The organism is Streptomyces sp. NPDC012825 (assembly GCF_042900925.1).
Lineage (GTDB): Bacteria > Actinomycetota > Actinomycetes > Streptomycetales > Streptomycetaceae > Streptomyces.
The window spans coordinates 709,339-730,746 of the sequence record NZ_JBIBBZ010000001.1 but is presented as its reverse complement, the minus strand read 5'-3'; the positions used below and the strand labels follow the sequence as shown (position 1 = coordinate 730,746).

At 74.6% G+C, this 21,408-nt stretch carries 14 protein-coding genes; 3 read left to right on the top strand and 11 right to left on the bottom strand.

The genetic code is table 11. The annotated features are described in order from the left end of the window. Positions 1 to 206 precede the first annotated feature (206 nt). On the top strand, positions 207 to 2,306 hold the full coding sequence (locus tag ACFY7E_RS03605) for a TPM domain-containing protein (protein WP_389480321.1): 2,100 nt from the start codon (positions 207 to 209) through the stop codon (positions 2,304 to 2,306). A gap of 59 nt (positions 2,307 to 2,365) precedes the next feature. Then, positions 2,366 to 3,073, top strand: coding sequence for a PspA/IM30 family protein (locus tag ACFY7E_RS03600; protein WP_389480319.1), 708 nt, complete (start codon positions 2,366 to 2,368; stop codon positions 3,071 to 3,073). 28 nt (positions 3,074 to 3,101) lie between these two features. On the opposite strand, the gene ACFY7E_RS03595 is transcribed toward ACFY7E_RS03600, so the two are convergent. The 6 genes from ACFY7E_RS03595 to ACFY7E_RS03570 all read right to left on the bottom strand — a co-directional run bounded on the left by ACFY7E_RS03595 (position 3,102) and on the right by ACFY7E_RS03570 (position 10,098). Next, the gene (locus tag ACFY7E_RS03595; RefSeq protein WP_389480317.1) at positions 3,102 to 5,672 is read right to left on the bottom strand and encodes a SpoIIE family protein phosphatase; all 2,571 of its coding nucleotides are present in this window, start codon (positions 5,670 to 5,672) and stop codon (positions 3,102 to 3,104) included. Between the two features lie 144 nt (positions 5,673 to 5,816). After that, entirely contained in the window at positions 5,817 to 6,239 is a 423-nt protein-coding gene (locus ACFY7E_RS03590) for an ATP-binding protein (RefSeq protein WP_389480315.1), read from the bottom strand. A gap of 246 nt (positions 6,240 to 6,485) precedes the next feature. Further along, on the bottom strand, positions 6,486 to 6,950 hold the full coding sequence (locus tag ACFY7E_RS03585) for a (deoxy)nucleoside triphosphate pyrophosphohydrolase (RefSeq protein WP_389480313.1): 465 nt from the start codon (positions 6,948 to 6,950) through the stop codon (positions 6,486 to 6,488). A gap of 43 nt (positions 6,951 to 6,993) precedes the next feature. Then, complete coding sequence (locus ACFY7E_RS03580; RefSeq protein ID WP_383436626.1) at positions 6,994 to 7,173, bottom strand: SPOR domain-containing protein; 180 nt, start codon at positions 7,171 to 7,173, stop codon at positions 6,994 to 6,996. 154 nt (positions 7,174 to 7,327) lie between these two features. Next, positions 7,328 to 9,133 (bottom strand): purine-cytosine permease family protein, encoded by a 1,806-nt coding sequence (locus tag ACFY7E_RS03575; protein ID WP_389480311.1) that lies wholly within the window; start codon positions 9,131 to 9,133, stop codon positions 7,328 to 7,330. Between the two features lie 212 nt (positions 9,134 to 9,345). Beyond that, positions 9,346 to 10,098 (bottom strand): GntR family transcriptional regulator, encoded by a 753-nt coding sequence (locus ACFY7E_RS03570; RefSeq protein WP_389480309.1) that lies wholly within the window; start codon positions 10,096 to 10,098, stop codon positions 9,346 to 9,348. Between the two features lie 254 nt (positions 10,099 to 10,352). Between ACFY7E_RS03570 and ACFY7E_RS03565 the strand changes: the two genes are divergently transcribed. Next, positions 10,353 to 11,705: a glycoside hydrolase family 18 protein gene (locus tag ACFY7E_RS03565; protein WP_389480306.1), complete on the top strand. Its 1,353-nt coding sequence runs from the start codon at positions 10,353 to 10,355 to the stop codon at positions 11,703 to 11,705. A 70-nt stretch (positions 11,706 to 11,775) separates the two neighbouring features. On the opposite strand, the gene ACFY7E_RS03560 is transcribed toward ACFY7E_RS03565, so the two are convergent. The 5 genes from ACFY7E_RS03560 to ACFY7E_RS03540 all read right to left on the bottom strand — a co-directional run bounded on the left by ACFY7E_RS03560 (position 11,776) and on the right by ACFY7E_RS03540 (position 21,306). Continuing rightward, on the bottom strand, positions 11,776 to 12,939 hold the full coding sequence (locus ACFY7E_RS03560) for a DUF4190 domain-containing protein (protein WP_389480303.1): 1,164 nt from the start codon (positions 12,937 to 12,939) through the stop codon (positions 11,776 to 11,778). Positions 12,940 to 13,130: 191 nt separating this feature from the next. Next, on the bottom strand, positions 13,131 to 14,708 hold the full coding sequence (locus ACFY7E_RS03555) for a S8 family serine peptidase (protein ID WP_389480300.1): 1,578 nt from the start codon (positions 14,706 to 14,708) through the stop codon (positions 13,131 to 13,133). A 514-nt stretch (positions 14,709 to 15,222) separates the two neighbouring features. Further along, positions 15,223 to 15,996: a DUF4232 domain-containing protein gene (locus ACFY7E_RS03550; protein WP_389480297.1), complete on the bottom strand. Its 774-nt coding sequence runs from the start codon at positions 15,994 to 15,996 to the stop codon at positions 15,223 to 15,225. 143 nt (positions 15,997 to 16,139) lie between these two features. Beyond that, complete coding sequence (locus ACFY7E_RS03545) at positions 16,140 to 18,788, bottom strand: BTAD domain-containing putative transcriptional regulator (protein ID WP_389480295.1); 2,649 nt, start codon at positions 18,786 to 18,788, stop codon at positions 16,140 to 16,142. A 160-nt stretch (positions 18,789 to 18,948) separates the two neighbouring features. Next, on the bottom strand, positions 18,949 to 21,306 hold the full coding sequence (locus tag ACFY7E_RS03540) for a DEAD/DEAH box helicase (RefSeq protein ID WP_389480292.1): 2,358 nt from the start codon (positions 21,304 to 21,306) through the stop codon (positions 18,949 to 18,951). Between the last annotated feature and the right edge of the window lie 102 nt (positions 21,307 to 21,408).

Below are 21,408 nucleotides of genomic sequence, written 5' to 3'. Positions count from 1 at the left end.
CCATTTGGGGATGATCACACCTACTGCTCATCCACTGAAAGGGAAGAAGGGAATCCGGCCATACCGACACGGCGGCATGGCCGGAAAACACCACTCGGGCGGCCCAACGGGCGGCCCGGGCAACGGCCCGGCGGCCGAGTGCGGGCGACCTCCGGACGGTCCCGGTCCGGTCGCGGGCGGACATACCCGGCCATAGCCTCACGTTTGTGACGCGAACAGCCGCCCGATTCCTTCTCGCGGTCCTGGTGGCGGCGTGGTGGCTCGTCGTCCCCGCCGCACACGGCGCCCGTGCCGACGACCCCGTCGTCCTGTCCCGGGACGGGCAGATCACCGACCGGGTGGGCGCGCTGGGCGACCGCCGCGCCTCCGTGGAGCAGGCCCTCGACCGGCTCTACGAGCAGGAGCGCGTCCAGCTCTTCGTCGTCTACGTACGGGACTTCTCCGGGCGCCCGGGCCAGAGCTGGGCCGACGCCACCGCCGAGCGCAACGGCTTCGGCGCCGACGACCTCCTGCTCGCCGTCGCCACCCACGACCGGCAGTACGGCTACTCCGCCGACCCCGGCTCCGGTCTCACGCAGGCGCGGCTCGACGAGGTCGCGCGGACCGCGATCGAACCGGCGCTGCGGCAGAACGACTGGGCCGGCGCCGCCGTCGGCGCGGCGGACGGCTACGGCGCCGTCCTCGCGGGCCGGCCCGTCACCGCTCCACCGATCACCCCCGGACCCGCCGACCCCGGCGGCGCGGCCGGCGACGGCCCCTCCGGCTCCGACCTGATCCTGCCCGTGGTGCTCGTCGGCGGCGCCGGGGCGGTGGCGGCCTACGCGTACGCCAAGCGGCGCCGGCGGACCGGGACCCGCACCACCCCCGCGAACGGACAGGGCTGGGGGCCGCCGGAGGAGCCCGCGCCGCCGGGCCTGGACGAGCTGGACGGGGAGGCCCGCCGGACCCTGGTCGCCGCCGACGACGCCGTCCGCACCAGCCAGGAGGAGCTGGGCTTCGCGTCGGCGCAGTTCGGCGAGGAGGCGGTACGGCCCTTCACCGAGGCCGTCGCCTTCGCCCAGGAGCAGCTGACGGCGTCGTTCCGGCTGCGGCAGAAGCTCGACGACGCCTTCCCCGAGGACGACGCGACCCGCCGGTCGATGCTGGAGGAGATCCTGCGCCGCTGCGGGGAGGCGGACGCGCGGCTCGACGCCGAGACCGAGTCCTTCGACCGGCTCCGCGCCCTGGAGCGGAACGCCCCCGGGGCGCTGGCCGCGGTCGGGGCCGCGCTCCGGGAGCAGACGGCCCGGACGGGCACGGCCGAGGCGGCGCTGACCGCCATGCGCGAGCGGTACGCGGAGACGGCGGCCTCGCCCGTCGCCGGTGACGTCGCGCAGGCGAAGGACCGGCTGGCCTTCGCGGAGGACCGGGTCGAGGAGGCGCGGCGGCGGATCGACGCCGGTGACAACGGCGGGGCGGCCGTGCACGTACGGGCCGCCGAGGGGGCCGTGGACCAGGCGGCCCGGCTGATCGAGGCGGTGGACCGGCGGGCGCGGGAGCTGGCCGAGGCCGTGGGCCGGCTGCCGGGGGTGCTCGCGGAGACGGACGCGGACCTCGCGGACGCCCGGGGCCTCCTGAAGGGAACCGCCGCCGGGGTGTCCACGGCCGACCTCCAGGGCCGGATCGCCCGCGCCGAGGCGGTGGTGGCCGAGGTGCGGCGGAGCGTGGAGGCCGGGCGGTACGACCCGATCGGCGCCCTGCGCCGGGTCGAGGAGGCAGACGCGGTCCTCGACGAGGCCCTGGAGGGCGCACGGGAGCGCGAGTCGGGCGTACGGCGCGCCCGCGCGCTCCTCGACCAGGCGATGCTGACGGCCCGTTCGGCGATCGGGGCGGCGTCCGACTACGTCACCACCCACCGGGGCGCGGTGGGCAGCGAGGCCCGGACGCGGCTGGCCGAGGCCGGGCGCCGCTGGGAGAGGGCGCAGTTCCTCGCGGACGGCGACGACCCGCGGTCCGCCCTCGCGGAGGCCAAGCAGGCGGACGCGCTCGCCCGGCAGGCGCAGGACCTCGCCGAGCGGGACGTCCGCGCCTACGGGAACCCGGCCGGCACGGGCGGGATGCCGGGGGCGGGAGGAGGCTCCGGCGGCGGGCTCGGCGGCGCGGTGCTCGGCGGCATCATCCTCGGCGGCCTCTTCGGCGGGGGCGGCGGGCGCGGAGGGTTCGGGGGCGGAGGCGGGGGGTTCGGGGGCGGAGGCTTCGGCGGCGGGCCCGGCAGCTTCGGCGGCAGCGGCACGCGCGGCCGGCTGGGCGGCGGCGGGCGCTTCTGACGCCGGGCCGTCCCCGCACCCTTCCCGTCCGTCCCCTCGACGATCCAAGGAGAAGCCCCATGAGCAAGCAGACCGTCCTCGGCCGGGTCACCCAGCTGGCGAAGGCCAACATCAACGCCCTGCTGGACCAGGCGGAGGACCCGCGGAAGATGCTGGACCAGCTGATCCGCGACTACGCGAACAACATCGCGGACGCGGAGGAGGCGGTGGCCGCGACCATCGGCAACCTCCGGCTGATGGAGCAGGACCACCGGGAGGACGTGGAGGCGGCGAAGGAGTGGGGCGGCAAGGCGCTCGCCGCCAGCCGGAAGGCGGACGAGCTGCGGGGCGGCGGGCGGGCGGCGGAGGCGGACCGCTTCGACAACCTGGCGAAGGTGGCCCTCGGCCGCCAGCTCCAGTCGGAGAAGGAGGCGCGGACGGCGGAGCCGACGATCGCCGCGCAGACCGAGGTGGTGGCGAAGCTGAGGACCGGCCTCGACCGGATGAGGGCCAAGCTCGGCGAGCTGGAGGCGAAGCGCGACGAGCTGGTGGCCCGCGCGAAGTCGGCGCAGGCGCAAAACACGATGACGGACGCCGTGAAGAGCGTCGACGTGCTCGACCCGACCAGCGAGCTGAGCCGCTTCGAGGACAAGGTGCGCCGGGAGGAGGCGCGGGCCCTCGGCAAGCAGGAGCTGGCGGCCTCCTCCCTGGACGCGCAGTTCGAGCAGCTGGACGCGCTCGGGGACGACGCCGAGATCGAGGCCCGGCTGGCCGCGCTCAAGAAGTGACCGGGCGCCGCCCCCGTACCCGTACCGCTCAGAACATGCTGAGCAGTTGCTCCACCGTGGGTTCCGCCGTCCCCTCCCCGTCCGGCAGGGCCAGTTCGAACCAGACGGTCTTGCCGCGCGGGGTGCGGCGCGAGCCCCAGGAGGAGCTGAGCAGGCCGACGAGCTGGAGTCCGCGGCCGCCCTCGTCGGTGTCCTTGGCCCGGCGGCGGCGCGGCTGGACCAGGCCCGCGTCCCAGACCTCGCAGACGAGGGTGCGGTCGCGCAGCAGGCGCAGCCGGATCTCCCCCTCGCCGTAGCGCAGGGCGTTGGTGACGAGTTCGCTGACGAGCAGTTCGACGGTGTCGACGAGCGGTTCGAGGTCCCAGGCGGCGAGCTGGGCGCGGGCGAGTTCGCGGGCCCGGCCGACCGAGCGGGGCTCCCTGGGCAGCCGCCAGTCGCCGACGGCCTCGCCGGGCAGTCCCTGGATCCGGGCCATGAGGAGGGCGATGTCGTCCTCGCCGTGCCCGGTGTTCAGGCTGGTGAGGACCCGGTCGCAGACGTCCTCCAGGGGGCGGGACGGGTCGGTGAGGGCGCGCCGGAAGGCGCTGAGGCCCTCGTCCAGGGGGTGGTCGCGGGACTCCACGAGGCCGTCGGTGTAGAGGGCGAGGAGGGCGCCCTCGGGGATCTCGACCTCGACCTCCTCGAAGGGCTCGCCGCCGACCCCGAGCGGCATCCCGGGGGGTACGTCGAGCAGCCGGGCCTCCTCGCCGGGCGGGACGAGCACCGGCGGGAGGTGGCCGGCGTTGGCGAAGGTGCAGCGGCGGGTGACCGGGTCGTAGACGGCGTAGACGCAGGTGGCGAGGTAGACCTCGGAGAGTTCGGGGCCGCGGTTCTTGTGCGCGCGGGACTGCTGGGTGCCGATGGGGGCGCCGAGGCCGCGGGCGATCTCGTCCAGGTGGGAGAGGACCTCGGCCGGTTCCAGGTCGAGCTGGGCGAGGGTCCGCACGGCGGTGCGCAGTTCGCCCATGGCGACGGCGGCGCGCAGGCCGCGGCCCATGACGTCGCCGATGACGAGGGCGGTGCGGTGGCCGGGGAGTTCGATGACGTCGAACCAGTCGCCGCCGACCTCGGTGGCGTCGGTGCCGGGCAGGTAGCGACAGGCGATGTCGAGTCCCGCGGCCTCGGGGTCGCCGGGCGGGAGCAGGCTGCGCTGGAGGATCAGGGCCCGTTCGTGCTCGCGGCGGTAGAGGCGGGCGTTGTCGATGCAGACGGCGGCCCGGGAGGCGAGTTCGGCGGCGAGGGCCCGGTCGCGCTCCCCGAAGGGTTCGCTGCCCTTGGCGCGGGAGAACTGCACGAGGCCGACGACGGTGTCGTGGGCGGTCATGGGGACGACCAGGGTGTGCCGGGCGAGGTCGCCGTCGTCGCCCCGCACGGTGCGGATCCGGCCGGTGCGCAGGGCCCCGGCGTACGGGGAGTTGAAGGGGTAGCGGTGGACGGCGCCGACCTCGATGGGGTCGGTTTCCGGACGGTCGGGGTCCGGGGCGCGTCCCCCGTCGGTCCTGCGGGGGGTGTCGGAGACGGCGCTGGCGGAGGCGACCCGGCGCAGTTCGGCGCTGCCGGCTCCGTAGCCGACGTCGTGGGAGCTGCCCCACCGGCCCGGCGGCGCCTCGTCGCCGGTCAGGAGGCCCTGGTAGAGGTCGACGGAGGCGAGGTCGCAGAAGCCGGGGACGGCGACGTCGAGGAGTTCGCGGGCGGTGGCCTCCAGGTCGAGGGAGTTGCCGATGCGGGCGCCGGCCTGGTTGAGGAGGGCGAGGTTGCGGCGGGCGCTGGCGGCCTCCCTGGCCGCGTTGTGGCGGCGGGTGACGTCGATGCCGAGGCCCGCGACGCCGATCGGGCGGCCGGAGCCGCTGTGCACGCGGTAGAGGTTGATGGACCAGTGACGGCGGTCCCTGGCGCCGGGGGCGGCGCCGAGGATCCTCAGATCGGTGACGGACTCGCCGGTCTCCAGGACCTTCCGGAGGGCGGTGGTCATCCGCTCGGCCTCGGCGTGGCCCAGGTAGTCGTGGACGGTGCGGCCCCGGTGGTCGTCGGCCTCGCCGCCGAAGACGGTGGCGAAGCGCCGGTTGGCCCGCCGCACGGTGAGGTCGGTGTCGAAGAGGAGGAAGCCGAACGGGGATTGGCCGAATATCGCCTGTGAGGCGGCGAGGTCGGTCTCGATGCGGCGGAGGGCGCGCACGTCGACGACGATGCACAGCGCGGCCCGTTCGCCGGTCTCGGTCTCGGTCGGCATGACGTACATCTCGGCCATGCCGTGGGGCTGTTCCTCGCCGGGGACGCGGAAGGGGACCAGGCCCGTCCACTCCTTGCCGTCGAGGATCTCCCTGACCCGCCGGTGCCCGCGCTCGCGCAGGTCGGCGGGGATGAAGACCTCCACCGGGTCCTTGCCCCTGGCCTCCTCGGCGGTGACGCCGAAGAGGTCCACGGCCCTCCGGCTCCACTGCTCGACGAGCCCGTCGGGCCCGATCGAGAAGGAGGCCACCCGGATGTAGTCGTAGATGGATCCGGGCGGGCTGCTCTGCCACACGACGCCACCGCTCGACGTCTCAGGTATCTCGCTCACGCGACCGTCCCCTCCAGCTCACCGCACCGGACCGGCCATGCCCGCAGTATTCAGTACGGCAGGCCCGGACGGCACGACGTTCACGATCACAGGGTGGTCTCGTTCGTTCCGTGCCGAGTACCGGTGATCGTCGTCCCACCCTCTTTACTCACCAGGGAGAGCCAGCTCGAACCATACGGTTTTGCCGGCCGTCCCGCCGCGGATCCCCCAGCGGCGCGCGGCGCAGGCCACGAGGCCCAGGCCGCGGCCCCCTTCGTCGTCGGGTCCGGGGGCCTTCGCGGTCGGCGGATCCGGAAGCGGATCGGAGACCTCCACGAGCAGGGCCGACGCCCGTGCCGGGTCGGCGCCGTCCGGATGGACGCGGACCAGGCGGACCCCGATGGGGCCGGAGGCGTACCGCAGGGAGTTGGTCACCAGCTCGCTGACCAGCAGGACGGTCACGTCGCCGAGGAGACCGTCGAGTTCCCAGGAGCGGAGGGTCTCGCGCACCGCGTGGCGGGCGATGCGCACGGCGTTCGCCTCGGCCGGGAAGTCCCACTCGGCGCGGTCGCCGTCGGTGTAGATCACACCCGATCACTTCCCCAGCCGTGCGTCAGCAGGAAGGCCCACGTCCCCTCACGAGGTACCAATGAGGACATACCCACCATTCGGGACAAGTTATCCCGCCGGGGGCGGTCACCGGCGCACGGTGGCACGAACGGCGTAGGGAGCCGGGCGTACGCGCCACCGGAGGGCGCGCGGCCGGGGAGCGTATCGCCGGAGGGCGCACCGGCGAGAAGGGGCCGACCGGGGGGCCTCGGCGCTCCGGAAGCCTCAGCGCTCCGGGAGTCTCCGCGCGGCCTCGGCGACGGCGGGGCGGTCCTGGTCGAGCCAGTCGACCGAGTCGACCTCCGGCCGGGTCAGCCAGCGCAGTTCGTCGTGGTCCTCCAAAGGGCGCGGCTCGCCGGAGAGGAGACGGGCGGTCCACACCCGCAGGACGTACCCGGGCTTCAGCGGCCATTCGCCGGGGATGCGCTCCCCCGGCTCGACCTCCACGCCGAGCTCCTCCCGGAGTTCCCTGACCAGGGCCTCCTCCGGCCCCTCGCCCGGTTCGACCTTGCCGCCGGGCAGTTCCCAGCGGCCGGCGAGGTCGGCGGGGGCGCTGCGCCGGGCGGCGAGCAGGCGCCCCCGGTCGTAGAGGGCGCCGGCGACGACGACCACGGGGACGGGGTGGCGGTCGGGGGCGCCCCCGGGGCGGGAGTCGCGGGACGTGGCGGGTCCGGTGGTGCGTTCCGTCATGGGCGCGAGCGTAGCCCGCGCCCCGGGGTCCGCGGGCGGGGGCTCAGAGGGCCGGGCTGCCGACGCGCTCGACCCAGTAGAGCTGCTTGTGGCCGCGGTCGTCGAGGGTGTCCGCCATCTTCTGCGCCTCGTCCCGGGTCGCGTACCGCCCCACCCGGTAGCGGTTGCCGTTGTCGTCCTGCCGGATGACGAGCCAGGGGAGGACAGGGCCGCTGTCGGTCATCGAGCTTCTCCCTCCGCCGGTCCGGTCGTCGTCGTGGATCTCCGGGAAACCGCAATCCGCATATGCCGGAGCTTACGCCTGACCTTCACACAGCGGATACGGGTTTGCACAAAGAGGCACGGTTCGGCCGGTTACCGACGGAGGGAGGCCGAAGTCAGGCCCCGGGCACCGCACCCGGAACGCGGGGTACCGCCTCCGGGGCGCCGAATACCGTCCCCGGAGCGCCGGACACCGCCTTCGGGACGGCGGGCACCGGCATCAGGACGGGGGCGCCCGCGCCCCCGGGGTCCTTGCAGACGTCTCCGCACGCGGCGTCGAGCGAGCAGCAGAGGGAGCAGATCGGTCCCGCCTGGACGGGGCAGTCGGCGATGTCGGGCAGCTCGTAGGCCGTCTCGCACACCGCGCAGGTATGGGTCGCCCGCTCGTCGGGCATCTCGGCGCCGGGACCGTTCACCGTGTTGGGGCGGGCCAGGTAGTAACGGCCCCGGGTGGCCCACGCGATCAGCGGGCAGAGGACGAGCGCGAGACCGGCGGCGACGAAGGTGGAGAACGCCTGCGCGTAGGTGCCGAAGAGCCCGAAGAAGGCGAGGATCGAGACGACGGAGGCGATCACCATGGCGCCGAAGCCCGCCGGGTTCACCGCGTACAGGTAGGCGCGCTTGAACTCGATGTACGGCGGGCTCCAGCCGAGCCGCTTGTTGACGACGAGGTCGGCGGCGACGGCCGCGATCCAGGCGATGCCGACGTTGGAGTAGAACCCGAGCAGCTTGTTCAGGGCCGCGAACATGTTCATCTCCATCAGCGTCAGCGCGATGGCGAGGTTGAGGAAGATGTACCAGACGCGGCCGGGGTGGCGGTGGGTGACGCGGGAGAAGAAGTTCGACCAGGACAGCGAGCCGCTGTAGGCGTTGGTGACGTTGATCTTGACCTGGGAGACGATCACGAAGAGCGCGGCGGCGGGCAGGGCGAACGTGCCGAGCCAGGGCTTGAGCGCCTCGATCTGGGGGGCGATCGGCTCCAGGGCGTGGGTCTTGCCGACGGCCTCCAGGGCGACGAAGGCGAGGAGGGCGCCGCCGAGCTGCTTGGCGGCGCCGATGACGACCCAGCCGGGTCCGGCGGCGAGTACGGCGAGGTTCCAGCGGCGTCTGTTCGCCTCCGTCTTCGCGGGCATGAAGCGCAGGTAGTCGGCCTGTTCGCCGATCTGGGCGATCAGGGAGAGCGCGACGCCGGTGCCGAGCCCGAAGCCGATCCAGGAGAAGCCCGCACCGGCGCCCTCCGTGCCGCCGAAGGAGGTGAAGGCGCCCCAGGCGCCGGGGGCCTCGAAGGCGAGGACGACGAAGGGCAGCACCATGCCGACGATCCAGACCGGCTGGGTCCAGGCCTGCACCTTGGCGAGGGCGCCCATGCCGCGGAAGACGATCGGGATGACGATCAGGGTCGTGACCAGGTAGCCGATCTCGACCGGCAGGCCCACGGCCTGGTGCATGGCCTGGGCCATGATCGAGCCTTCGAGCGCGAAGAAGATGAAGGTGAAGGAGGCGTAGATGAGCGAGGTGAGGGTGGAGCCGAAGTAGCCGAAGCCGGCGCCGCGCGTGACGAGGTCCATGTCCAGGCCGTACGTCGCGCAGGCGCGGGCGATGGGGATGCCGGTGAGGAAGATGAGGGCGGCGGCGGTGAGGATCGAGGCGAGGCCGCTGCCGAAGCCGTAGGTGAACACGATCGAGGCGCCGATCGCGAAGTCGGCGAGGTAGGCGATGCCGCCGAGGGCGGTGCCCGCGACGGTGGCGGGGGACCAGCGGCGGAAGGAGTGCGGGGCGTAGCGCAGCGAGTAGTCCTCGCGGCTCTCGTCCGCGGCGAGTTTCGCGTAGCCGCGGCGGGGCGCGCCGCGGGACGGCGGGGCCTCCCCCGGCGCCTCGGCCGGGTCCGGGAGGGGGGCGGGCGTGGTGACCGTGTCCGTCATGGGGGTTCCTGTCGTCCGGCCGGATGCGGGTACGGACGAGGAAGGTAGGAGCCGGTCGTGACGGCCGGGGTCGGCGCGCGGTTGCCGGGGGGTTACGCGGCCTGACGCGCCGTTAACTCGCGGTCACGCCGGGCGGACGCGGGGCTCCGCCGAACGGACGCGACGGCCGCCGTCCGGGGTCGCCCCCTCGCCCCGCCTCGTTCCGCCCCGCCTCATCTCACCGGCAGGTGGTACGCGATCCGGTAGCGGTCGGCCGGGACCACGACGTCCGCCGTCTCGACGGCCCGGCCCGAGGCGTAGTAGGTGCGCTCCACCACCATCACCACGTGGCCCGGCACCCCGCCGAGCGCCAGGAGTTCCTCGGCGAGGCCGGGGCGGGCGCCGACCTCCTCCACCACGTTGTCCACGACGACGTCGATGGCGGCCATCCGCTCGACGACCCCGCAGCCGCCCAGGGGCCCCTCCTCGGGCAGCATGACCGGTGTCCGGCCGGTGACGGCGAGGGGCTCCCAGGAGGTGGAGACCATCATGGGCTCGCCGCCGTCCCGGTACACGTACCGCGTGCGCATCACCCGCTCCCCCGGCTCGATGCCGAGCCGCTCGGCCACCTCCGCGCTCGCGGACTCCTGCCCGCTGTTCGACTCCCAGGTGCCGCGGGCCCCTTCGGCCGCCTGCTCCTGCCGGAAGGGGCTGGCACCGGAGGCCGGGCGGTAGCCCGAGCGGGCGATCCGGCGCGGCACCGGGCGCTCCCGCACGTACGTCCCCGAGCCCGAGCGGCCCTCCACGAGCCCCTCGGCCATCAGTACCTTGCGGGCCTCCAGTGCGACGGTGTCCGACACCCCGTACTCCTCGCGGATGCGTGCCTGCGAGGGAAGGCGGGTATGGGGCGGAAGCGAGCCGTTGGCGATCTTCTCCCGCAGATCGCCCGCCACGCGCAGGTAGGCGGGCTGCTCACCGAACGTCACTGGACGCTCCCCTCAGGTTGACTGTCAGCTACAGACTGGCAACCGTGGGTGGCGGACCGCAAGCGTGGGCCAGGGTTTCACTCGAAGTGATGAACGCCTGGCCGTCACCCGTTCTACGCGCGGTCACCCTCCGGCGGATGCGGCCGGACCCCTTGACCCGTATTGGTACAGACCAATACGTTCCTGCCTGCGCGCCCCGCGCGTCCTCCCCGCTCCACCGCACGCTCCATCCCGCCCCGTACAGGAATGAGCCCATGCGTCCCAGAGCCATGACCAAGCTGACCTTCGGCGCGGCCACCGCCGTCACCCTCGGTCTCCTCGCCACCCCGGCCCCCGCCGCCGACGCGCACCAGGCCCCGCGCGGATCCGCCCACCGGCCCGCCCACGGGCAGGACCTCAAGCGGATCGGCTACTTCACCCAATGGGGCGTCTACGGAAGGAACTTCCAGGTCAAGGACCTGGACACGAGCGGCACGGCCGCCAAGCTCAGCCACATCAACTACGCCTTCGGCGTGATCGGCGCGGACGGCAAGTGCCTCATGGGCAACGCCCCCGGCTCCGACCCCTGGGCCGACTACGTGCGCCCCGTCGACGCCGCGACCTCCGTGGACGGCGCCGGCGACACCGCCGACCAGCGCCTGGCCGGGAACTTCAACGAGCTGCGCGAGCTGAAGGCGAAGCACCCCGGCCTCAAGGTCATGATCTCGCTGGGCGGCTGGAGCGGCTCCGCGCACTTCTCCGACGCGGTGCGCACGGACGCCGGCCGCAAGGCCCTCGTCGCCTCCTGCGTCGACACGTACATCAAGGGGAACCTCCCCGTGGACGGCGCCCGGGGCGGCGCCGGGGCGGCCGCCGGGATCTTCGACGGCGTCGACCTCGACTGGGAGTGGCCCGGCTCGGACGGCGCCCCGGGGAACGTGATCCGTCCCGAGGACAAGCCCAACTTCACCAAGCTCGTACGGGAGTTCCGCGTCCAGCTCGACGCGTACGGGCGCTCGCTGAAGAAGCGGAGGCACTACGAGCTGAGCGCGTACGTGCCCACCGCCCCCGCCAAGATCGACGCGGGCTTCGAGGTCGCGAAGATCATGCGGGACTTCGACTTCGTGAACCTCCAGGGCTACGACTTCCACGTCTCCGGCGAGGCGAGGACGGCCCAGCAGTCCGCGCTGTACGCGAAGGACGACTTCAGCGTCGACCAGACCGTGAAGGCCTGGCTGCGGCGCGGCGCCCCCGCCCGCAAGCTCGTGGTCGGCATGCCCTTCTACGGCCAGGGCTGGACCGGCGTGACCGGCGGCGGCGACGGCCTCGGCAGGCCCGCGACCGGTCCCGCCCCCGCCACCTGGACGGCGGGCTCCGAGGACTACAAGTTCCTGAAGCGGCTCGCGGAGTCGGGGACGTACGAGCTCCACCGGGGCGAGCGGAACGGGCACGCCTGGCTCTTCGACGGCACCACCCTGTGGACCTACGACGACCCCACCGTGCTGCGCACCAAGGCGGCCTACGTCCGGAAGAACGGTCTCGGCGGCGCGATGGTCTGGTCCCTCGACGGGGACACCCCGGACGGCGAGCTGATCACCGCCGTCGACCGGGGCCTGACCCGGCGCTGACCCCCGCCCCTTCCGTGCCCGGCCGTCGAACGGCGGCCGGGCGCGGAAGGGCGGACGCGCGGACCGCGTCTCAGGCCGAGGTGTCCGGGCCCCCCGGCGGGGTGACCGTCAGACCGAGCGCGGCCCGCGCGCCCGCACTGCCGGGCAGGGAGTCGCAGGCCGCGTCGTACGCCTCCCAGTACGCGTCGGCGTCGGTCGCCGTCGCCAGCTCGCGCCACCGCTTCGAGGCCTCGGCGAGGTCCTTCCGGAACGCCGCGACCGGCTCCGCGGAGATGCCGGGCCAGGAGCGCCGTCCGAGGCCCGTGTGCGCCACCTCGATCGCCGTCAGGACCCTGCCGGCCCAGGCCCTGTCGGCCTCGAAGTCCTCCTCCTCGGGGTCCGGCTCCCGGTGGACGGCCGTCTCGATCGGGTTCACGGAGTTCAGGAAGTACGTCTGGTCGCCGCTCAGGGTCGTGGCGTCGGAGCGCAGCGAGCCGCTGAACGGTTTCTTCTCGGTGGCGAGCGCGCAGGTCACGGTCCGGTCGCCGAGCTTCCAGCTCCGGTCGCTGGGCAGGTAGTAGAAGAGCCAGACGTCCTGCGGGATCGCCCAGGTGTCCATGGCGTACGCCAGGTTGGCCGCCTCGCAGCGCTGCTTCGCGATCGCGTCGATCGCGTCCTCGCCGGGCCACGCGTCGAAGCCGGCCAGCTCGAAGCCGCCGGTGACCTCGCCGTCGTGCGGGCGCGCGCAGTCGACGACGGTGACCTCCGTCGTGTAGTCCTTCCGCTTGCCGTGGTCGGTGAAGCACTGGCCGGTGCGCAGCGAGAACGGGGACTTGGAGCGGGAGGCCTCGTCGAAGCCCTCCTTGAAGCCGCCCCACGCCGAGGAGAAGCCGCCGGTCACCAGGCCGAGGACGAGGAGCAGGCAGCTGAGGACGGAGAGCGCGATGCCCGCGATCGCGAACCCCTTGCCCGCCTGGCCCCTCTTCCTGATCTGCGGGAGGGCCACGAGGCCCAGGATCAGGCCGAGGGGCGGGAGGCAGCAGACGATGCCGGAGACGAGGGAGCCGACGGCGAGTCCGTTGGTGGTCCGCGGGGGCTGCCCGTAGGGACCGGGGCCGGGGCCGCCGGGCGGGCCGTAAGGGCCGGCCGCGTACGGCATGCCCGGGGAGGTGTACGGGCCCGGGGCGGGCCACCCCTGCGGCTGCGGACCCCCGGGGGACGGCGGGGGCGGCGGGGCCGGCTGGGTCGGGTCCACGGCTGGTTGCTCCTGCGGGGCGGTGATGCGAACAGACGAACGAGCGCGCATCGTACGCGGTCGGGCGGGGGGCCGTCGCGCGTGTTTGCGGGGCGGGAGGGGCGGCCGCACGGCGGGCGGGGGAACGGCCGCCGCACGGCGGGAGGGGCGGCCGCCCGCAGGCGACCGCCCCCCGTCATGCGGTGCTCGGGTCAGAACTGCAGACCCCAGGAGTCGATCTTCCCGGTGTCGTAGGTCGCGTTGTCCGTGACCCGCAGCTTCCAGGTGCCGTTGGCGACCTCCGAGGAGGCGTTCACGGTGTACGTGGTGTTGATGTTGTCCGCGCTGCCGCCGGTGCCGAAGGCCTTCAGCGTGTACGCCGAGCCGTCGGGGGCGATCAGCTGGACCTGGAGGTCGCCGACGTAGGTGTGGACGATGTTCACCGGCACCTTGAGGGTGGCGGGGGCGTTGCCGGTGACGCCGGTGACGGCGATCGGGGACTCGGCGGTCGCGTTGTCGGCGACGGCGTGGTCCGTGGTGTTCTCGAAGTTCTTGCCGGGGGGCGGCGGGGTGGTGCCGCCGTCACCGACGTACAGGAGCCTGTTCGGGGAGCCGGTGCCCGGGTTGGTGACGACGTTCGGGGTGGCGGCGGTCGTCAGGGCCGCGGAGACCTGGGCCGGGGTCGCCGTCGGGTTGGCGGCGAGGTGGAGCGCGGCGGCGCCGGCGACGTGCGGGGTCGCCATCGACGTGCCGGAGATGGTGTTGGTGGCGGAGTCACCGGTGTTCCAGGACGAGGTGATGGAGGAGCCCGGCGCGAAGAGGTCCAGGACCGAACCGTAGTTGGAGTAGCTGGCGCGGGCGTCGGTGTTGGTGGTGGCGCCGACCGTGATGGCCTCCGCGACGCGCGCCGGCGAGTAGTTGGAGGCGTTGGCGCCGTCGTTGCCCGCCGCGACCGCGTAGGTGATGCCGGAGGCGATCGACCTGCGGACGGCCTCGTCGAGGACGGAGTCGACGCCGCCGCCGAGGCTCATGTTGGCGACGGCCGGCTTGACGGCGTTCTGCGTCACCCAGTCGATGCCGGCGACGACCTGGGCGGTGGTGCCGGAGCCCTGGTTGTTGAGGACGCGGACGCCGACGATCTTCGCCTTCTTGGCGACGCCGTACGAGGTGCCCGCGACGGTGCCGGCGACGTGGGTGCCGTGGCCGTGGCCGTCCTGGGAGACGTTGTCGTTGTCGATGGCGTCGAAGCCGTTGAAGGCGCGGCCGCCGAAGTCGCCGTGGCTGATGCGGACGCCGGTGTCGATGATGTACGCCGTGACGCCCTGGCCCGCGCCGTCCGGGTAGGTGTAGCCCTGGTTCAGCGGGAGGGCCTTCTGGTCGATCCGGTCGAGGCCCCAGGACGGCGGGGAGGGCTGCGTCGCGTCGACGGTGAAGACGCGGTCCTGGACGACGGACCGGACGGCCGGGTCGGCCGCGAGCTTCTTCGCCTGCGCCTCGGAGAGCTCGATCGCGTAGCCGTTGACCGCCGAGGTGTACGTGCGCTTGATCTTCGCGCCGAACCTGGCGGGGATCGCGCGGCCCTCTGCGCTCTCCGCCGGGGCGGACTCGTCGAGGGTGACGATGTAGCTGCCCGGGACGGTTCCCTCGGCCCCGGCGTTCTCGACGACGCCTTCCGGGGCGGCCGGGGCGGCGGTGGCCGGGAGGGCGGAGAGCGGGCCGAGGGTGAGGGCGGCGACGGCCACGGCGGCGGCGGTGGCGATTCTGCGACGTGAGTCACGCATCACTGACATGTGAGGGGTCCTCCTCATTGGTGGTGCGCTGCTGTGGGGGTGCGACAGGTACATGACAAGACGGCATGAGGCGTCCGCGCCGTTTCGCATGTCCGGCTGTCGAGCGAAAGGTTGGCCGATCCATAGGAATCGCACAAGGGTGTCCGCCGTCCCGTGACGTCCGCGCCACACGGCTGCCGTCCCGGAGCCCATGACCGCCTGCGCGTGCCCCCGCCGCCGTGTCTCCTCGCCGGTGTCCGCGCTCACCTGGCGTTGTCCGCGGTGCCGGGGCCCGCGGGACCTGGACTTCGCGAGCGGGCCGGTCTCCCTCCCGTCACTCGCGTCACGTGTGAATTCCTTGTGGCGTTACGCGGAGGCGCCGCCTCCGATGCCGTGCGCACCCGAGGTGACCCTCGGGGACGGCACCCAGTTCCTCGGCGCGGCCCCGCCGCGCCCCGGGCTCACGGTGGTGCCGCTGTGCGGGGCGGGGGCGAAGACGGGCCCGGTGCTCCGAGAGTCCCGGGCCCCGCGCCGGTCAGAAGTCGTCGGCGCCGTTGCGCAGCTCGTAGGTCCAGTAGCCGGTCTTCGCCACGGCCTCGTCGACCGCGAGGCCGCCGGCCGGGGCCTTGACGACGATGCTGCCCTCGGCCGGGCCGTCGGAGGCGAAGAGGTTCACGGTGAACTCCTTCACCACCTTGTTGTCCTCGTGGACGCCGCCGAGGGAGATCCGCACGTTGGCGTAGGCGGGCTCGCCGTTCTTCACCACGATCGGCACGGCCGGCCTGCTCTTCGCGACGGCCGGGACGTCCTTGGCCGTCTGGATCGGGCCGAAGGCGAGCAGCGGGTGCTTCAGCAGGGTGCAGGTGCGGCCGGAGACGTTGGTGGCGGTGAGGACGATGTGCTCGGTCGGGACCTCGTCCGCCTTCGCCGCCGTGATCCTGACGTCGCCGTGGGCGCAGGCCGGAGCCTGGGCGGCGGTCTTGCCGCCGGTGGTGGAGCCGGTGGAGGCGGTGGAGGCGGTGGACGCGGTCGTGCCCTTGCCGCCGCCCGTGGAACCGCCGGCGGTGGCCCCGCCGGACGTGGAGTCCCCGGACGTGGAGCCGCCGGACGTGGAGCCGCCGGTCGGGCTGGTCGGGTCGCCCTCGGCGGAGGTCCCGGCGTCGCCCGCGCCGGCGGCGGCCCGCGGGGCGGAGTCCGCGCTCCCGGCGTCCTTGGCGCCGGTGTCGGAGCCGCCGCAGGCGGTCAGGCCCAGTGAGAGGGCGGCGACGGCGGCGACGGCCAGGACGGTGTTCTTGCGGTGGTGACGCATGGTGGTTCTCCCCCGGGAAGCGGTCGGTCGGCGCGCGGTACGTGCTCCCGCGCCGGTGCACCCTTTCGGTGCGTGCGCACCGGTTCGTCGATCGGTGCTGCATCCAGCTTCCCGTCCCGTACTGCCGTCCCGCTTGCGTGCCGCTAACGATCCGCTGACAGGCGCGAGAGGCGGGCCGCGGCCCGCGCCGAACCCTCCGGGAAACCGGCCTTCTCGAAGGACACGATCGCGCGTTCCAGCTGGTCGGTGGCCTCTTCGAGGCGCCCGATCCCGGCCAGCGCCTCGCCCCGGGCGCTCTGGAGCTCGGCCCGTACGACCACCGCGTCGGGGGCGGCCAGTCCCTCCGCGCGCAGGATGTGCGCGAGGGCCGCCTCGTACTCCTGGGCCTTCAGGCAGTGGCCCGCCAGGTGCTGGAGGGCGAGGACCTGGGTGGAGGGGTGGCCCGTGCGGTCGGCGAGCGAGACCGCGTGCAGCATGAGCAGTCCGGCCCGCTCGTGCTCCCCGGTGGCGTCCAGGACGGCGGCGTGGTTGACGTGGGCGATGGCCTCGCTGATCGGGTCGCCCGCGCGGGCGGCCAGGCCGGGTGCCTTCTCCAGGTGGACGAGCGCCTCGGCGTTCCGGCCCTCCGCGTGCAGGATCCAGCCGAGCAGCGCCCGGGTCCGGGACTGGGCGTCGACGTCGCCGGCCTGCCGGGCGGAGGCGAGTCCGGCCTCCAGGAGCGGGGTCCAGCCGTCCCCGATCCGCACGAGCATCAGCGGCCACTGCACCAGGGCGAGCCGCCAGGCCCGGTCGTGCAGGCCGAGGGCGGCCGCGGCGGCGACCGCGCCCTCCAGGGCGGCGCGCTCGGCCGCGTACCAGTCCAGGGCCGCCGTACGGTCCTCGAACTCCCTGGTGGCGGCGGGGCGTCGGGCGTCGGCGGGCAGCGCGTAGCAGGGCTGGGAGCCCGGTTCGGCGGCGGCGTCGGCCGCGAGGCCGGTGTAGAGGTAGTGGTCGAGGAGGCGGGGCAGCCCCTCGGGGTCGGCCCGCGGGGCGAGGTGGCGGGCGTAGAGGCGTACGAGGTCGTGCGGGGTCCAGCGGCCGGGGACGGCCTCGGTGAGCAGGTGCGCGGCGGCGAGCCGGTCCAGGTCGGCGGAGGCCTGCGCGGGCGAGGTCCCGGCGAGCGCGCCCGCCGCGAACCGGTCCAGGTCGGCGCCGGTGTGCAGGCCGAGCGCGCGGAACAGCCGGGCGGCGGAGTCGGGGAGCTGCTGCACGGTGAGGCGCAGCGCGGCGGAGACCCCCCGGTCCTCGATGTCGAGCAGGGTCAACCGCCCCTGTTCGTCGGCGAGTTCACCGACCATCGCGTCGAGGGTCCAGGCGGGCCGCTCGGCGAGCCGGGCCGCCGTCACCCGCAGCGCGAGCGGCAGCCCGTCGCAGAGTCCGGCGAGCCGCGCGGCGGCGGCGGGCTCGGCCGCGACCCGGTCCTCGCCGAGGACGGTGGCGAGCAGGGCGGCGGCGTCGGCCTCCGGCAGGTGGCCGAGCGGCACCGGCCGGGCGGCGTCGGAGGCGACGAGGCCGCCGAGCCGGTCGCGGCTGGTGACGAGGGTGGCGCAGTGGTCGCCGCCCGGCAGCAGCGGTCTGACCTGCCCGGAGGAGCGGGCGTTGTCGAGGACGACGAGCAGCCGGCGTCCGGCGGTGAGGGAGCGGAAGAGGGCGCCCCGCGCCTCGACGCCCTCCGGGATCCGCCGGTCCGGGACGCCGAGCGCGAGCAGGAACTCGCGCAGGACGCCCGCGGTCTCGGGCGCGGGGGTCTCGCTGAAGCCCTTCAGGTCGGCGAAGAGCCGCCCGTCGGGGAAGTCGGCGCGCCGCTCGTACGCCCAGTGGACGGCGAAGGCGGTCTTGCCGACGCCCGCGGGGCCGGTGACGAGGCAGACGGGTCCGTCCCCGCCCCGTACCGCCCGGTCTAGCGCGGCCAGTTCGGCGCCGCGTCCGGTGAAGCCGCGCGGCGGCCGGGGCAGGCCCTCCGGCGCCGGGACCTCGGCGGGCGGGGCGACGGGCCGGGCCACGGGGGCGGGCTCCGCGGAACGGAGCAGCGTCGCGTACGCCTCGGCGAGCGTCTCGCCGGGGTCGACGCCGAGCTCCTCGGCGAGCAGCCGCCGGGTGCGGTGGTACCAGTCGATCGCGTCCGACTGGCGCCCGGAGCGGCCGAGGGCCAGCATCAGGGCGGCCGCGAGGGACTCGCGCAGGGGGTGGGCGACGGCCTCGGTGCGCAGGACGGCGGCGGCCCTGGCGTGCTCGCCGAGCTGCCCGTACGCCTGCGCCAGCGCCTCCACGGTGGCGAGCCGCAGCTCTTCGAGCCCGGTGGCGGCGGCCTCCAGGGGGCGGCTGTGGACGGTTCCGGTGAGCGCGGGCCCCTGCCAGTACGACAGCGCCTCCCGCAGCATCCGGACCGCGTCGGCGGGCTGCCGCTGCACCCCGGCGAGCCCCACGAGCTCCTCGAACCGGTGCACGTCCACCAGCGACTCGGGCATCCGCAGCACGTACGCCGAGCCCTGGGTGGCGAGCTCGACCCCGTACGCCTCGGCCCCGTGCTCCGCGAGCAGGGCCCGCAGCCGCGAGACGTGCCCCTGGAGGACGGTCTTGGCGTGGGTGGGCGGCTCCTCCTCCCACAGGGCGTCGGTCAACTGCCCCACGTTCACCGCGCTGTTGGGGCGCAGCAGGAGCATGGCGAGGAGGCTGGACCGCTTGGCGGGTCCCAGGGCCACGTCCCCGTCCTCCGTCACCATCGCGACGGAGCCGAGCAGCCGGAACTCCACCTTCGCACCTCCGCGTTCCCGCACCCCCGTTTTCCCCGGCAGTCGAGGATACGTGGGGGAAGAGGGTCGTCCGCGACGCGGAGTTGCCCCGTACCGCCCGGGGCGGCCGAATCCGGACGTGGTGTTTCCCACAGGGGGTGTACGGCGGTTCGCCTGGTGTTCAGGGGGTGAGCGGGCGCGTCGCACCGGCGCCGGCGTCCGTCTCGGTGTCGTCGCCCGTCTCGGTGCCGTCGTCTGCTTCGGTGCCGTGGTCCGCTTCGGTGCCGTCACCCGCCCCGGCACTCTTCTCCGCACCGGCGCCCTCGCCCGCCCCGGTGCCGTCGCCCGTCCCGAGGCGGGTCTGCTCCTCCTCGACGATCCGGCGGGCGATCCCGCTGTCCGCCGCGTCGACCGCGTCCGGGGTGGCCTCCGCCACGGCGCTGCGGCGGGCGTACGCGTCGAAGAGCCGGGTCTTGTTCGCCAGGATCCGCACCAGGCGCTCGTCGATCCCGCCGGTGGTGAGGAGCCGGTGCACGCGGACCGGCCTGACCTGGCCCATGCGGTGGGCGCGGGCCACGGCCTGGTGCTCGACGGCCGGTGTGACCTGGGGCTCGCAGAGGACCACGACGGAGGCGGCCTGGAGGTTGAGGCCGATGCCCGCGGCCCGGATCTGCGCGAGGAGCACGGCCGGTCCGGGGGCGGCCGTGAAGTCGTCGACGACCCGCTGGCGCCGGTCGGGCGCGACGCTCCCGGTGAGCGGCCCGAACACGGGGGCGCCGTGCGGCGCGTCGGCGGCGAGCGCGTCCGCCACCGCGCCCAGGACGTCCCGGAAGTCGGAGAAGACGACCGTTTTCCGCCCGTTCTCGGCGGCCTCGCGGACGATCTCCCGGAGCCGCTCCATTTTGGCCGACTTCTCGGGGTGCGCGTACGCCGCTCTGCGCATGGCCATGAAGTTCCCGGCGCGCACCGCCTCGCGGTAGGCGTCCTCGTCCGACGGGCTCGGCTCCTCCCACTCGTCCGTGTGCTGGAGGCTGGGCAGTTCGGTGAGGACGTCGGCCTGGTTGCGGCGCAGGTAGACGGGGGCGACGGCCCGGCGGAAGGCGACCGAGCCGGCGGGGGCGCCGGGGACGGCGTGCTCGCCGGGGACGTCGCGCTCTCCGGGGGCCCGCTCCTCTAGGGAGTCGGCGAGCGCGGGGTCGAGGACGCGGACGAGGTTGCGGAACTCGGAGACGCGGTTCTCCATCGGGGTGCCGGTCATGAGGAGGACCCGCTCGCAGCGTTCGGCCCAGGCGGCGACCGCCCGGGACCTGAGGGTCTTCGGGTTCTTGACGGCGTGGGCCTCGTCGACGACGAGCATCCCGACCTCGTCGGCGTCCGGGACGGGGAAGCCGCGCAGCGCGTCGAAGGTGGTCACCCCGACCCCGCCGTACTCCTTCCAGTGGGCGAACGCCTCGTGCCGGTCGGGTCCGTGGAGGAGCACGGTGTGCAGGGCGCTGCGGGCCGCGACCTCGCGCGTCCAGTTGACCAGGACGCTCGCCGGGCAGACGACCAGGAACCGGGTCCGGCCCCCGGCGGCCAGGTGCGCCAGGACGGCGACGGCCTGGACGGTCTTGCCGAGCCCCATCTCGTCGCCGAGGATCACCCGGCGCCGGGCGAGGACGAACCGCGCGCCGAAGGCCTGGTAGCCGCGCAGCGAGACGCGCCGGTGGGAGTCGTCGAGGCGCTGGGCCCGCACCCGCTCGGCGATCTCGTCCGGCAGGAAGCCCTCGGAGGCGGCCGGGTCGGGCGCCCGTTCGGAGAGCTCGGCGAGCAGGCCGTAGTACTCGGCGGAGCGCAGCTCGAAGTCGACCCAGGCGGCGGCGTCGCTCGCGGGCCCCCGGAGCAGGTCGACGGAGGCCTGGGCGAGCAGTCCGGGCGTCCCCGCCCGGTCCGCCTCCGCCACCGCCGACCGGAGTTCCCCGACCGCCGCCAGCGCGCGGGCCCTCCCCTCCCGGCCGGTCAGGAGCATCCCGAACCGCCCGGCGGCGGGCCGGGCGTCCTCGATCAGCGGGCCGAGCCGCGCCACGAGACCGGCGGCCGTGTCGGCGGCACGCCGCGCCTCCGGGCCCGCCTCCACGAGGACGTGCAGGGCGGCCACGAGCGCGGTGGTGCGCGGTTCTGGCCGGTCCACGTCGATGTGGACGGCGACGGTCTCGTGCACCGCGTCGGCGAGGCGGCGGGCGGCGGCGAGGATCCGGTCGGCGGTGTGCCGGCCGACGCCGGGGATCTGCCGCAGCCGGTACGGCCCCGCTTCGAGGACCTGCCCGACCGTGGTCAGGCCGCTCCTCTCGACGTCCCCCAGGCGCACCCGGCCCTCGGTGGCGTCCTGGATCCGGGCCGCCGGCAGGGCGGCGAGCTCCCGCGCGACCTCCGCGTCGTGGAGCGGCTCCAGCGCCGCGCGCACCGCCTCGACGGCCCCGCGGTGATCCCCGACCACCGCCCGCGCCGCCTCGCACAGCCGCGTCCCCCGCGCGATCGCGTCCCGCTCACCACGCCCCACGCGCCCCGCCCCCTTCACCGTCCCCGCATTCTCCCACCGGCCCACGACAGCGGGGACGGGCGGAAACGGGGCGGAGGACGTACAGGCATGCGGGAGTACAGG

Coding starts and splice junctions, on each gene's coding strand:
- ACFY7E_RS03600 (WP_389480319.1), top strand. CDS start 2,366: ATGAGCAAGCAGACCGTCCTCGGCCGGGTCACCCAGCTGGCGAAGGCC.
- ACFY7E_RS03585 (WP_389480313.1), bottom strand. CDS start 6,950: ATGACGGAACGCACCACCGGACCCGCCACGTCCCGCGACTCCCGCCCC.
- ACFY7E_RS03580 (WP_383436626.1), bottom strand. CDS start 7,173: ATGACCGACAGCGGCCCTGTCCTCCCCTGGCTCGTCATCCGGCAGGAC.
- ACFY7E_RS03575 (WP_389480311.1), bottom strand. CDS start 9,133: ATGACGGACACGGTCACCACGCCCGCCCCCCTCCCGGACCCGGCCGAG.
- ACFY7E_RS03565 (WP_389480306.1), top strand. CDS start 10,353: ATGCGTCCCAGAGCCATGACCAAGCTGACCTTCGGCGCGGCCACCGCC.
- ACFY7E_RS03555 (WP_389480300.1), bottom strand. CDS start 14,708: ATGTCAGTGATGCGTGACTCACGTCGCAGAATCGCCACCGCCGCCGCC.
- ACFY7E_RS03550 (WP_389480297.1), bottom strand. CDS start 15,996: ATGCGTCACCACCGCAAGAACACCGTCCTGGCCGTCGCCGCCGTCGCC.